This window comes from Bacillus sp. GW821-FHT01G09 (genome assembly GCF_059422205.1).
The window spans coordinates 431158-444067 of record NZ_JBWKWL010000003.1 but is presented as its reverse complement, the minus strand read 5'-3'; the positions used below and the strand labels follow the sequence as shown (position 1 = coordinate 444067).

The 12910-nt window shown below is 45.2% G+C and carries 11 protein-coding genes; 10 read left to right on the top strand and 1 reads right to left on the bottom strand.

What is annotated here, in order from left to right; translation table 11 throughout:
* Position 1: 1 nt before the first annotated feature.
* The 5 genes from bioB to AC07VD_RS12870 all read left to right on the top strand — a co-directional run bounded on the left by bioB (position 2) and on the right by AC07VD_RS12870 (position 5690).
* Positions 2-1009 (top strand): biotin synthase BioB, encoded by a 1008-nt coding sequence (bioB, locus tag AC07VD_RS12890; RefSeq protein ID WP_494721762.1) that lies wholly within the window; start codon positions 2-4, stop codon positions 1007-1009.
* Positions 1010-1077: 68 nt separating this feature from the next.
* Entirely contained in the window at positions 1078-2265 is a 1188-nt protein-coding gene (bioI, locus tag AC07VD_RS12885; RefSeq protein ID WP_494721763.1) for a biotin biosynthesis cytochrome P450, read from the top strand.
* A 76-nt stretch (positions 2266-2341) separates the two neighbouring features.
* Positions 2342-3103, top strand: coding sequence for an NAD-dependent epimerase/dehydratase family protein (locus tag AC07VD_RS12880; protein WP_041351158.1), 762 nt, complete (start codon positions 2342-2344; stop codon positions 3101-3103).
* A gap of 205 nt (positions 3104-3308) precedes the next feature.
* Positions 3309-4169, top strand: coding sequence for a carbohydrate ABC transporter permease (locus AC07VD_RS12875; protein WP_010886597.1), 861 nt, complete (start codon positions 3309-3311; stop codon positions 4167-4169).
* A 24-nt stretch (positions 4170-4193) separates the two neighbouring features.
* Positions 4194-5690: an extracellular solute-binding protein gene (locus AC07VD_RS12870; RefSeq protein WP_494721764.1), complete on the top strand. Its 1497-nt coding sequence runs from the start codon at positions 4194-4196 to the stop codon at positions 5688-5690.
* 40 nt (positions 5691-5730) lie between these two features.
* Here the strand turns inward: AC07VD_RS12870 and AC07VD_RS12865 are convergent, their stop codons facing one another.
* Complete coding sequence (locus AC07VD_RS12865; protein ID WP_494721765.1) at positions 5731-8049, bottom strand: helix-turn-helix domain-containing protein; 2319 nt, start codon at positions 8047-8049, stop codon at positions 5731-5733.
* Positions 8050-8264: 215 nt separating this feature from the next.
* On the opposite strand from AC07VD_RS12865, the gene rmgP reads away from it, so the two are divergent.
* From rmgP to AC07VD_RS12840, 5 genes are read left to right on the top strand one after another with little or no spacing between them, the layout of a single operon-like run.
* On the top strand, positions 8265-9230 hold the full coding sequence (gene rmgP, locus AC07VD_RS12860) for a polygalacturonan/rhamnogalacturonan ABC transporter permease (protein ID WP_029946384.1): 966 nt from the start codon (positions 8265-8267) through the stop codon (positions 9228-9230).
* 7 nt (positions 9231-9237) lie between these two features.
* Positions 9238-10359 (top strand): unsaturated rhamnogalacturonyl hydrolase, encoded by a 1122-nt coding sequence (gene rmgQ / locus AC07VD_RS12855; protein WP_494721766.1) that lies wholly within the window; start codon positions 9238-9240, stop codon positions 10357-10359.
* Positions 10356-10859, top strand: a complete 504-nt coding sequence (gene rmgS, locus AC07VD_RS12850) for a rhamnogalaturonan transport/degradation protein RmgS (protein ID WP_010886596.1) — start codon at positions 10356-10358, stop codon at positions 10857-10859. Before rmgQ ends, rmgS begins: the two co-directional genes overlap by 4 nt.
* A gap of 11 nt (positions 10860-10870) precedes the next feature.
* Positions 10871-12157: a Gfo/Idh/MocA family protein gene (locus AC07VD_RS12845; RefSeq protein WP_161619624.1), complete on the top strand. Its 1287-nt coding sequence runs from the start codon at positions 10871-10873 to the stop codon at positions 12155-12157.
* A gap of 21 nt (positions 12158-12178) precedes the next feature.
* Positions 12179-12847 (top strand): YesL family protein, encoded by a 669-nt coding sequence (locus AC07VD_RS12840; protein WP_015251427.1) that lies wholly within the window; start codon positions 12179-12181, stop codon positions 12845-12847.
* The last annotated feature ends 63 nt before the right edge of the window (positions 12848-12910 follow it).

Sequence of the window (12910 nt, the reverse complement as noted above, 5' to 3'; positions counted from 1 at the left end):
AATGAATCAATGGATGGAACTCGCAAACCGGGTGCTGGCTGGAGCAGAAGTGACTGACGAAGAGGCGCTTTCAATATTACATTGTCCTGATGAAGATATTTTGCTATTAATGCATGGAGCTTTTCACATCAGAAAACACTTTTATGGAAAAAAAGTAAAGCTCAATATGATTATGAATGCGAAATCCGGGCTCTGCCCGGAAAACTGCGGCTATTGTTCACAGTCTGCGATTTCGAAAGCGCCGATTGAGTCTTATCGGATGGTGAATAAGGAAACGCTGCTTGAAGGCGCGAAGCGGGCGCACGATCTGAATATCGGCACATATTGTATCGTGGCAAGCGGCAGAGGGCCGTCTAACAGAGAAGTGGATCAGGTCGTAGATGCGGTTCAGGAAATTAAAGAGACGTATGGACTGAAGATTTGTGCATGTCTTGGACTGTTGAAGCCAGAGCAGGCGAAGCGGCTCAAAGATGCCGGAGTAGACCGCTATAATCATAATTTGAATACGTCACAGAGAAACCATTCAAACATCACGACTTCACATACATACGATGACAGAGTCAGTACGGTTGAAATCGCAAAAGAATCGGGGCTTTCTCCGTGTTCCGGCGCCATTATCGGGATGAAGGAGACGAAACAGGATGTCATTGACATCGCCAAAAGCTTGAAGGCTCTTGACGCGGATTCCATTCCTGTGAATTTTTTGCATGCAATTGATGGCACGCCGTTAGAAGGCGTCAACGAATTAAACCCGCTGTATTGTTTAAAAGTGCTGGCGCTGTTCCGTTTTATCAATCCATCAAAAGAAATTCGCATTTCCGGGGGAAGAGAGGTCAATCTCCGCTCGTTGCAGCCATTAGGGCTTTACGCCGCAAACTCCATTTTTGTCGGAGATTACTTAACAACTGCCGGGCAAGAGGAGACGGAGGATCATAAAATGCTGAGTGATTTAGGCTTTGAAGTTGAATCAGTCGAAGAAATGAAGGCCAGTTTAAGTGCGAAAAGCTGAAAGAATCAATAAAAGCAATCGGTATGATGTCGATTGCTTTTATTTTTGAACAGAAAGGAGAAAATCACGTGACAATTGCATCGTCAACTGCATCTTCTGAGTTTTTGAAAAACCCATATTCTTTTTACGACACATTGCGAGCTGTTCATCCTATCTATAAAGGGAGTTTCTTAAAATATCCGGGCTGGTATGTCACAGGATATGAAGAAACGGCTGCTATTTTGAAAGATGCGAGATTCAAAGTCCGCACCCCGCTGCCTGAGAGCTCAACCAAATATCAGGACCTTTCACATGTGCAAAATCAAATGATGTTGTTTCAGAACCAGCCTGATCATAGACGATTGCGGACGCTTGCCAGCGGAGCGTTTACGCCGAGAGCGACAGAGAGTTATCAGCCGTATATCATTGAAACTGTCCATCATTTGCTTGATCAAGTGCAAGGTAAAAAAAAGATGGAGGTCATTTCGGACTTTGCTTTTCCTTTAGCAAGCTTTGTCATAGCTAACATTATAGGTGTACCGGAGGAAGATAGGGAGCAATTAAAGGAGTGGGCTGGGAGTCTCATTCAAACGATTGATTTTACCCGGTCAAGAAAGGCATTAACAGAGGGCAATCATATGGCTGTGCAGGCTATGGCATATTTCAGAGAGCTGATTCAAGAGCGAAAACGCCACCCTCAACAGGATATGATCAGCATGCTCTTGAAGGGGAAAGAAAAGGATAAGCTGACGGAAGAGGAAGCGGCATCTACGTGCATATTGCTGGCGATCGCCGGACATGAGACAACGGTCAATCTCATCAGCAATTCAGTCCTTTGTCTGCTGCAGCATCTAGAACAGCTTTTGAAACTGAGAGAAAATCCAGATCTTATTGATACCGCAGTCGAGGAATGTTTACGCTATGAAAGCCCCACGCAAATGACAGCCAGAGTTGCGTCAGAGGATATTGACATCTGCGGGGTGACGATCCGTCAAGGAGAGCAAGTCTATCTTTTGTTAGGAGCGGCTAATCGAGACCCTAGCATATTCACGAACCCCGATGTCTTCGATATTACGAGAAGTCCTAATCCGCATCTTTCATTCGGGCATGGCCATCATGTTTGCTTAGGGTCCTCGCTGGCACGATTAGAAGCGCAAATTGCGATTAACACCCTTCTGCAGCGAATGCCCAGCCTTAAGCTCGCGGATTTTGAATGGCGGTATCGGCCGCTTTTTGGATTTCGGGCGCTTGAGGAGCTGCCGGTGACTTTTGAATAAGCCTAAGAATGTGAGTGCCAAAAAAGTGTCAGCCCCGCCGAAAATGGGCAATCTATAAAAAAGGGGAGTGAACATAGTGAAAAAAGTGCTGATCGCCGGCGGAAATGGTGTGATTGGGAGACTGCTTGCTGAAGGGCTTATTTCAGACTATGAAGTGACAGTGCTTGATAAAGATCATTTCGATGGCAAAGCCTCTTCCATTCAGGCTGACGCGGCAAATTATGAGGAGCTGTTGAAGAAGATTCCAAAAGATACGGATGTCATCTTGAATTTACTCGCTGTTAAAATCAAATACGATATTATGGACATCGCTGAGTTTGAAAAAATGACGGATGTTTTCTATAGGGCAAGCTATTATCTGTGCCGTGCGGCAGCGGAGCTCGGCATTCAAAAGCTCGTGTTCGCCAGCAGTAATCATGTCACAGATGTCTACGAAAAAGACGGGCGCTCGCTCTTAGGACGGGAAATCACAACAAGCGATTATCCGCTGTCAAAAAACTTGTACGGTGTATTAAAGCTGACCTCTGAACAGATCGGCCATTTGTTTTATTTGGAAAATAAGCTATCAGTAATCAACCTGCGAATCGGAACAGTCGTCACAGATGAAATGGATACGCTGCATGAAAAAGAACGGACGAAAAAGACACTGCTTTCTCACCCCGATCTGCTGTCGATTTTCAAAGCCGCTATTGAGACCAATATCCGGTACGGCACTTATTACGCCGTCTCTGATAATCCGGGCCGGCCATGGTCCATTGAATCTGCCGTGAATGAACTTGGGTTTTCGCCACAAATCAATACGGCTGAACTTCTGAACGAGGAGGAGAACGGAGCATAATCATTTTCTAAGATTATGCTCTTTTTCATTTGTTATCGGTCTCAATTCGCGGCAGCCCCCGCCCGGCCGGGGACACTGTTCAAATGATTATAGACATGGCAATCACAGATTTGCTACATTTTAGACACGATATCGTCACATGCTGAGCTCGGTTTCCAAAATATGATAACGCTTACAAAGAGAGGTGGGAGCTATCGCACATTCACTGAAAAACCGTCTGTTTGATATGTTGATTTATGGTTTCTTGCTGATGTTCGCTTTAATATGCGTACTTCCGTTCATTCATGTTATCGCAGCATCCTTTGCCACAGTAGAAGAAGTCGTGTCGAAAAAATTTATTTTAATACCGACCACTTTTTCGCTAGATGCTTATCGCTACATTTTTTCAACAGATATTATTTATAAGAGTTTGCTTGTTTCTGTGTTTGTGACAGTGATAGGCACTGCGGTCAGCATGTTTCTTTCGTCACTGATGGCTTACGGGTTATCCCGCCGTGATTTAATCGGCCGGCAGCCGCTCATGTTTCTCGTCGTATTTACGATGCTGTTTAGCGGCGGCATGATTCCGACTTTCCTTGTGGTCAAATCGCTTGGATTGCTCGATTCTTACTGGGCGCTTATTTTGCCGACTGCCATTAATGCCTTTAACCTGATCATTCTGAAAAACTTCTTTCAAAATATCCCGTCAAGCTTGGAAGAGTCCGCGAAAATTGACGGGTGCAATGATCTGGGCATATTCTTTAAAATTGTGCTGCCGCTGTCTCTTCCTGCGATCGCAACGATTTCACTATTTTATGCGGTCACGTATTGGAACACGTATATGACAGCGATCTTGTACTTAAATGATTCAGCAAAATGGCCGATTCAGGTGCTTCTGCGCCAAATCGTCATTGTATCAAGCGGTATGCAGGGGGATATGTCTGAAATGGGGTCGGGCAGCCCGCCGCCTGAGCAAACCATTAAAATGGCGGTCATAGTGGTGGCGACCATCCCGGTTCTGCTTGTCTATCCGTTTATACAAAAGCATTTTGCAAAAGGAGCTTTGCTGGGATCTGTCAAAGGATAAAGAAATATGAAACGGAGGGGTACGATGGGAAACAAATGGAGGGTGCTTTTGATTGTGCTTGTACTGGCACTCGGCGGAGTGCTGGCGGGCTGTAAAGGGGCTGATCAGTCTTCGGCTGAAGGCAAAGCTGGCCCGGATTCAAAGGTAAAGCTATCTTGGATGGCGATTTTGTATCACCAGCAGCCGCCGAAAGACAGGGCGATTAAAGAAATTGAAAAGCTGACAAATACAGAACTCGACATCACCTGGGTTCCAGACGCGGTGAAAGAAGACAGGCTGAATGCAGCGCTTGCAGCCGGGAATCTTCCGCAAATCGTGACCATCCAGGATATTAAAAATTCGTCAGTCATGAATGCCTTCCGGTCAGGAATGTTTTGGGAAATTGGTGATTATATCAAGGATTATCCCAACTTAAACAAAATGAACAAACTCATTAATAAAAATGTGACAATTGACGGCAAGCTTTACGGGATATACAGAGAGCGCCCGCTTTCCAGACAGGGGATCGTCATTCGGAAGGACTGGCTGGACAATTTAAATTTGAAAACCCCGAAAACGTTGGATGAGCTTTATGAAGTGGCCAAAGCATTTACGGAGGACGACCCGGACAAGGATGGGAAAGATGATACGATCGGGCTGGCAGACCGTAATGACTTGATTTACGGCGCGTTTAAAACGATTGGCTCGTATGAAGGCATGCCGACAGATTGGAAGGAATCGGGCGGCAAATTCACGCCTGATTTCATGACACAGGAATACAAAGACACGATGAACTATATGAAAAAGCTGCGTGATAACGGGTATATGAATAAGGATTTTCCCGTCACAAGCAAAACCCAGCAGCAGGAGCTTTTTTCTCAAGGAAAAGCCGGAATTTATATTGGCAATATGGTAGATGCGGTCAATCTGCGCGACCATGCCTCTGATAAATCGATGAAGCTCGAGATCATCAACCGCATAAAAGGCCCAGATGGGAAAGAGCGGGTATGGGCATCAGGAGGCCATAACGGCGTGTTTGCTTTCCCGAAAACGAGTGTGAAAACGGAAGCTGAGCTTAAACGGATCTTGGTGTTTTTTGACCGAATTGCCGAAGAAGATGTCTATAGCCTGATGACTTATGGCATTGACGGCGTTCATTACAACAAAGGTGAGGACAAAACGTTTACACGCAAAGAAAGCCAGGTGAAAGACTGGCAGACTGATATTCAGCCGCTGTCCGCTTTAATTGCCATTGATAAAGCCTACTTAAAAAACACTGGAGATCCGCTTCGGACGGCGTACGAGGAGCTGACCGAGGACAATGAAAAGATTATCGTCTCAAACCCGGCTGAAAGCCTGTATTCCGCATCGGAGTCGGAACGGGGTGATGAACTGAAGAAAATCATTGATGACGCGACCTACAAATATATGATTGGAGACATCACAGAAAGCCAGTTCGATAAAGAAGTGGAAAAATGGGAGTCAAGCGGAGGAAAACAAATTATTCAGGAATACGAAGAAGCGTTTAAACAAGCAAAATAACATTGGAAAAACCCAAAACGCGCAAGCGGTTTTGGGTTTTTTACATGCTTCTTTTTTGCTGGCGGTAGTTTCCCGGTGTAATCCCTTCCAGCTTTTTAAATGATCTGATGAAATTTTGCGGGTTTTTATATTTCAGCTTTTCGGCAATGTCCTTGACCGCCATGTCGGTTTCGGCAAGCCAGCTTTTCGCCATATGGTGTCGGTAGCTTGAGACATACTCGCTGAATGAAATACCCATTTCTTTTTTGAAAATGCTGCTTAAATAATTTGGGTTGTAATGCAGCCTGCGCGCGATTTCGTCCAGTGTCAATTCGGATTCAAACTCATGATGGATGATATGAATGATGTTGTCGGAAATATTTTTGTACTGGGCATCCGCGCGGGCGTTCACTTTGTCTGTCATCGGATCAATAAACTCATTCTTTAGCCAGTTTTCGGTATCCTCGAACGTTTTCAGCTCAAAAATTTGGTCATACAGCATTTTGTTTTCTTCAAGCTCAAACAATTCGATCCCGAGCACATGCATCAGCTCAATCACATGGTTCAAAAAACGGGCGATGGCGATTTGAAATTGATACGGGTTGGTGTTCTGGGTGAAGATGGCTTGCAAAATCGCGTGCAGGCATTTATCCGCTTTCTCCTTGTCTCCTGCTTTAACGGCATCGAACAGCTCATGCTGAAGCTGCTTTGGAAAATGGGTTTTGAAGGTTTTTTTCTGGTCAAGGTCTTCGTAAAAGATGATCGACTTGTTTTCCGCTTTAAGCCGGTATTTCAACGCTTCTGAGCCTTCCGCATAGGCTGTTTTCGCTTTTGTCAGCACATCAAACGGCTGGCTGATGCCGATGCTGACAGACAGCTGCAGCTCAGCTTCCGCTTTTTCCTGAATCATCCTTGCAGTCTCATTCAGCTCAGCCATGAATTCTTCCTTTGTCCCGCTTTGATTGATCAAAATCGTCGCCTGCTGTTTGTCAACTACGGCGGGGGCAAGATGTTTGTCCGTCGGGATGCTGCGCTCAATCAGGCTATTGACGGCAAACAAAAGCAGATCCATATCTTTTTTCTCATAAGGCGTATGATTCAGTGTGTCAATTTGGAGCACAAGCAAGGCAAGGTGCCGCCAATTTTGCTTTAAGCCGAGGCTTTCAAAGCGGTTATCGACCTCCTCATCCGTCAGTTTTCCAAGCATAAGCCTGACCATAAAATATTGCTGCAGATGAGTGGCCTGCTGCTTCATCGTTTCCTCAAGGTCGTCATTTCGGTCCTTCAGCTGCTTAAAGCTCTGTTCAATTAACTCAAATTCATTTTGAGGAGGCTGTTGTTTCTCTTGTATGGCTCCATGTCTTGCGAATGATTCGTAAAGCACCCTGATCGGCTTGTAAAAATGGCGGGAGCCCAGCCAAGAGAACAATAATGAAAGCGTTAACAAAATAAGGCATACTGCAAAAGTGATCCAGCCGATTGATTTGGCTTCTTTTTTTAGCTCAGGCAGGGAAACGAGAGAAAAATAAGTCCATGTATTATAGTCAGATTTTTGATAGGTGACTTTATAATGAATCCGGTCAATAACTGTTTCAAACTGTCCGCTATTGGCGGTTTGCGCCAGCACTTTTTGGACAAAGCCGTCGTTATGAAGAGTTTCACCAACGTCAGACATATTGTTATGAAGGATGATGCGGCCTTTTTCATCGATGATAAACAGGTTGTTGGCGTTTGAATAGCCAGGCATATTTTTGACAAGCGAGCAGCTCGGGATGCTTGCGGCGGCCAATCCCTTTGTATTTGTGCTGTTCAAAGGAAGCTGCTTAATTAAATTGATATTGTAGCGGCAGTTTTCTGATGTGCCTTCTTTGGTTGAAATCAAATGATTGTTTTCCTCAAGCGTCCAATATGAACGGCTCGCTTTGTGTTTCGTGTATGCTGAGGCTGCTTCATGAAGAGTATCTGTATTCAAACGGTACAAACCAGAATTGTTCATGTACCATTTTTTCGTATAACTGACTAACGTCATGTTGGACAGATCGGTATCAAAGCTTTGCAGATAATTGAGCTCTTGGTTCACTTGGTTATAGATTTGAAATTGGTCTGAGTGCAAAGGCTCGGACAATGTGCGAAGGAGAGGCGGCGAACTCACATAGTGGGTTAAAGAGTGATCGACGGTTTTCAATATATGCTCGATGCTTTGCTGGGTCTGCTGGAGTGTGTCGAATTTTTCCTCTGAAACGTTGGATATAGCCGTTTTCTGAGAGTGCTCGTACGAAAACAATCCGACCAAAATAACCGGAATGGTGCTGAGCAGGCAGAAAAACGTGATCAGTTTGTAGTAAAACTTGTATTGGCTTCTTTTCATAAAACCCCCCATTTCATAACATCCACTTCACCTTAATACAATTAATCCAAAGATTGATAGATATTGTCAATAATCATTTTCTAATATCGGTGTCTTTTTTTCAGGTGGACCGGCTGAACCCTTGATTATAAAGGGATAAAACAGGATGTGATCATATGATTGTAGACGGACTTTTGCCTACTGCGCTACAGTGAATGCAAGAACCCGTGAAAGGAGGCTAGGAAAAAATGAAAACAGCAGAAGCGCAAGCGCCGGCTGTTGATACAGTCATTTTTAAAAAAGAAAAAAGAAAGCGCTTACTAATCAAGCTGATTCAACAAAAATATTTGTACTTGATGATTTTGCCGGGGTGTATTTATTTTTTGCTTTTTAAGTATGTCCCGATGTGGGGAATTGTGATTGCGTTTCAGGATTATCAGCCGTTCCTCGGCATTTTGGGCAGTGAGTGGGTGGGGCTGAAGCATTTTATCAGGCTGTTTACTGAGCCTACATTTTTTCTCTTGTTAAAAAACACGCTCGTGTTATTTGCTTTGAACCTGGCCATATTTTTCCCGGTGCCGATACTGCTGGCGCTTCTATTGAACGAAGTGCGGATTGCTCTCTTTAAAAAATTTGTTCAGACGCTGATTTATATCCCGCATTTTATGTCTTGGGTCATTGTTGTATCGCTTTCGTTTGTGCTTTTAACGGTAGACGGAGGCTTGATTAATGAACTGATTGTGTTTTTTGGCGGTGAAAAAATCAATTTTCTGCTGAACGAAGAATGGTTCCGGCCCCTGTATATTCTGCAGGTTATCTGGAGGGAAGCAGGCTGGTCGACGATCATTTATCTGGCGGCCATTACAGCGGTTGACCCCCAGCTGTATGAAGCGGCGAAAATGGACGGAGCGGGACGGCTGCGGCAAATGTGGCATATTACGCTGCCCGCCATTAAAAGCGTTATCGTCGTTTTGCTGATTTTGAAAATCGGAGACACGCTGGAGCTTGGCTTCGAGCATGTGTATTTGCTGTTAAATGCGACTAACAGGGAAGTGGCGGAAATTTTTGATACGTATGTTTATACTGCAGGGCTGAAACAGGGCCAATTCAGCTACAGTACAGCAGTCGGCGTATTTAAAGCGGCGGTCGGGCTGATTTTGGTCATGCTAGCGAATCGTTTAGCGAAGAAATTTGGCGAGGAAGGAATTTATTAAGAAAGGGATGGGATCAATGGATCAATCAATCGCTGTAAAATCGCCTCTTACGTACGCGGAGGCATTGGCAAAAACCATTATGAATACGTACACAGTCGAGGAGCTGCCTCCTGCAAACCGCTGGCACTACCATCAGGGTGTTTTCTTATGCGGTGTATTGCGGCTGTGGGAAGCAACCGGGGAAAAGCGGTATTTTGAGTATGCGAAGGCTTATGCAGATCTCTTAATCGATGATTATGGCAATCTATTATTTAAAAGAGATGAACTGGATGCCATTCAAGCGGGTCTCATTCTTTTTCCATTATACGAGCAGACGAAGGATGAACGGTATGTCAAAGCGGCAAAAAGGCTGCGCGGCTTATATGGAACACTGAACCGGACGTCTGAGGGCGGTTTTTGGCACAAAGACGGTTATCCTTACCAAATGTGGCTTGATGGCTTATACATGGGGGGGCCGTTCGCACTGAAATATGCCAATCTGAAGCAGGAGCCGGAGCTGTTTGATCAGGTTGTGCTGCAGGAGTCATTGATGAGAAAGCATACGAAGGATGCAAAAACCGGACTCTTTTATCACGCCTGGGATGAAGCGAAAAAAATGCCTTGGGCCAATGAAGAGACAGGCTGTTCACCGGAATTTTGGGCACGTTCCATCGGCTGGTACGTCATGTCTCTTGCTGACATGATTGAAGAGCTGCCGAAGAAGCATCCAAACCGTCATGTGTGGAAAAACACGCTGCAGGACATGATGGAAAGCATCTGCCGCTATCAAGACAAAGAGACGGGGCTATGGTATCAGATTGTTGATAAGGGAGACAGGTCTGATAACTGGCTGGAAAGCTCAGGATCCTGTCTGTACATGTACGCAATCGCAAAAGGAATCAATGAAGGCTATCTAGACAGAGCTTTCGAAACAACACTACTTAAAGCGTATCAAGGCTTGATTCAGCATAAAACCGAAACATCAGAAGACGGCGCGTTTCTCGTCAAAGACATATGTGTCGGAACGTCAGCCGGTTTTTATGACTATTATGTCAGCCGCGAAAGAAGCACAAACGATCTGCACGGGGCTGGTGCGTTTATTTTAGCTATGACAGAGCTGGAGCCTCTTTTTAGGTCAGCGGGGAAATGACAAAAAGGATACGGACGGCTTTGTGTGTGATCGTCTCAGTGCTCTTTTTGGCATCATGCTCAAGCAGGCCGGACGGAATGCATGTCATTCTCTTTTCTGATATGCAGGCTGGCGTACAGGAAAAAATAAAAAAGGCCGCCGAGCAGAATGCCGGGAAGGTCGATATCTTTCCAGCTTTTCAGGAAAAACTGCTGACTGAAATTACCGCCCATGAGGGGGATGTTTTTATCGTGCCTGAAGACATGTTTCAAGCTTACGATGATCCGGAAAATTTTCAGCCGTTAAACGGATTGCCTCCTGAAAAAACATCTCCTTATACAACTGTTAATAAAAAAACAGGAGAAAAAACGATCTATGCCGTTCAGATCGAAAAAGGGAAAAAACAGCTGAACGGCTATTCTTTTCAATTGAATCGCGATATGGCGGCGTTTATCCCTGTGTATGCTGAAAAAACAGAGGAAGCGCTGCAGCTGATTTCTCAACTAACTGAAGCCCGATAGAGGTGAGGATATTGAAGAACATCGTCTTTTGCGGATTGAGCAGCAGAGCATTCAGTATGTTTATCAAACCGCTGTTGGAGCGGTTTTCAACTCATTATGAGATTACGGGATTGCTGGATGCCGATCCGAAACGTTTTGCCGTTTGCAAGAAGAAATTTCCCGAGCTGGCCCACGTGCCCGAGTTTAGCGAAGATGCTTTTGACGAGATGATGCGCGTGTCAAAGCCTGATATCGTCATTGTGGCAGGCAGGGACGATACGCATGTCACATATATTGTAAAAAGTCTTCAGTGGAATACAGATGTGATTACTGAAAAACCAATGGTGACAACAGTGCAGGATGCGAATCGGGTGCTTGAAGCGGAGGCCAAAAGCGAAGGAAAAGTCACCGTCGCGTTTAACTATCGCTACAGCCCGTTTCATCGGAAAATAAAAGAAATGATTCTGGACGGAAAAATAGGCAGGGTCACCTCCGTTGATTTAAATTGGTATATTGATACGTATCATGGCGCCAGCTATTTTAAACGCTGGAACAGGTCGAGACAGTTTTCCGGGGGCCTTTCTGTCCATAAATCAACACATCACTTTGATCTCGTCAATTGGTGGCTCGGGCAAAATCCGGAAGAGGTATTTGCTTATGGCGCCTTGAATTACTATGGGCCGGACAGTGAGTGGAACCCCTTGCCGGAAGAAGACGGGCGTTTTTGCGAAACGTGCCGGGTCAAAGAAAAATGCCACTACTATTCAAGGTGGCATCCCCGTTCCTCTAAAGCTTCTATAAAGGATGATCATCTCGAAGCAGGAGACCAGTCCAGCTTATATACTGCATACAGGCCTGACGCGTGTATTTTTGACGAGGAAATTGACATCGAGGATACGTACGTGGCGGCAGTCAAATATGATGGCGGCGCACTGTTAAGCTACTCGATTATTTTTTCGGCCCCGTATGAAGGCTACCGGCTGACGATCAACGGCACAAAAGGGCGTATTGAATCAAATGAATTTCACGAACCTTCCAGAATTCCGTTTGCTTTTCCTGAGCAGACAATCGATTACTATCCGCTTTTTGAATCAAAGCAGACGATACAAGTGGTCAAAAATGAAGGGGGGCATGGCGGAGGTGATCCGCTTTTGCTTGAGGATCTTTTTTTAGGAAAAGACCCGCTGCGCCGCTATGATATTTTAGCCGGGGCTGAAGCTGGAGCCTACTCCATCGCGGTTGGTGAGGGAATGTGGCGCTCGGTTGCCGAAAAGAAGCCGATCGGCATGAAAGAGCTTTTTCAGATGCAGAATGTATAATGCAAAAAAGGAGGGGGCGCCATGGAACATGATGGCTCACTGGGACGGATGCTGCGTTTTTGCGAATGGATTATGAGATTTGCGTATACAAACTTGCTGTGGCTGTTTTTTACGTTACTCGGTCTCGGCGTGTTTGGCATCATGCCCGCGACCGCGGCTTTATTCGCTGTCATGCGGAAGTGGATCCAGGGGCAGGACAACGTTCCGGTGCTCAAAACGTTTTGGCAGGAATATAAGGGTGAATTTTTTCGTTCAAATCTGCTCGGCGCTGTACTGGCGCTCATCGGAGTGATCATTTATATTGATTTGGCCTTCATCTATCCAAGTCATTTCCTTCTGCACATCCTGCGCTTCGCCATTATGATATTTGGCTTTTTGTTCGTATCCATGCTTTTTTATGTGTTTCCGCTGCTTGTCCATTTTGACTGGAAAAAACGTCTGTATGTGAAATTTTCGCTCTTGCTCAGTGTGGCGTATTTGCAATATACGCTTGCTATGCTTGCGCTGACTGTTGCTCTCTTTTTCTTGCTTGCGTACCTGCCGGGCATTGTCCCTTTTTTTAGCGTCAGCCTTATCAGCTACTGTCATATGCGCATTGTTTATGCCGTGCTGCTGAAAGTGGAGCAGCACGGCGGCGAGCCACAGAGGAAATCCCATATACGGAAAGCTTTTTATCCGGAAACGAGATAATCATCATTTCTCTATCATAACGCTGTTCCAAACGGAATAGATTGATAGAGAAAGGAGAGCGGA

Coding starts and splice junctions, on each gene's coding strand:
- AC07VD_RS12840 (WP_015251427.1), top strand. CDS start 12,179: ATGGAACATGATGGCTCACTGGGACGGATGCTGCGTTTTTGCGAATGG.
- rmgS (WP_010886596.1), top strand. CDS start 10,356: ATGACAAAAAGGATACGGACGGCTTTGTGTGTGATCGTCTCAGTGCTC.
- bioB (WP_494721762.1), top strand. CDS start 2: ATGAATCAATGGATGGAACTCGCAAACCGGGTGCTGGCTGGAGCAGAA.
- AC07VD_RS12865 (WP_494721765.1), bottom strand. CDS start 8,049: ATGGGGGGTTTTATGAAAAGAAGCCAATACAAGTTTTACTACAAACTG.
- rmgP (WP_029946384.1), top strand. CDS start 8,265: ATGAAAACAGCAGAAGCGCAAGCGCCGGCTGTTGATACAGTCATTTTT.
- AC07VD_RS12870 (WP_494721764.1), top strand. CDS start 4,194: ATGGGAAACAAATGGAGGGTGCTTTTGATTGTGCTTGTACTGGCACTC.
- rmgQ (WP_494721766.1), top strand. CDS start 9,238: ATGGGATCAATGGATCAATCAATCGCTGTAAAATCGCCTCTTACGTAC.